The organism is Mesorhizobium sp. M8A.F.Ca.ET.181.01.1.1, assembly GCF_004792025.1.
Classification (GTDB): domain Bacteria; phylum Pseudomonadota; class Alphaproteobacteria; order Rhizobiales; family Rhizobiaceae; genus Mesorhizobium.
The window spans coordinates 1-301 of record NZ_SRTV01000244.1; the positions used below are offsets into that span (position 1 = coordinate 1).

Sequence of the window (301 nt, forward strand, 5' to 3'; positions counted from 1 at the left end):
CAGGCCGCGAATGCGCGGCATCAGCTTTGCGGCAATGGCGCGGCGTGCCGAAGCATCGAGCGACTTCACCGCCTCGCCGCCGAAAATAGCCACGCCTTCCGACCGGCGCTCGAACGACTCGATTGCCTGGTTGATGACTGAGATCGTCGTTTCGTAGCATTCCTTCGGGGTGTCGCCCCAGGTGAACAGGCCATGGCTTTCAAGCACGACACCCTTGGCGTCCGGATTTTCCAGGCAGAATTTCTCCAGCCATAGGCCGAGCTCGAACCCCGGCCGCTTCCACGGCAGCCAGCCGATCGCG

General features: G+C 63.1%; 1 protein-coding gene. It reads right to left on the reverse strand.

Annotated elements, in window-relative coordinates:
* On the reverse strand, positions 1-301 hold a 301-nt coding region (locus tag EN824_RS34460), incomplete at both ends, for a class II aldolase/adducin family protein (protein ID WP_189522294.1).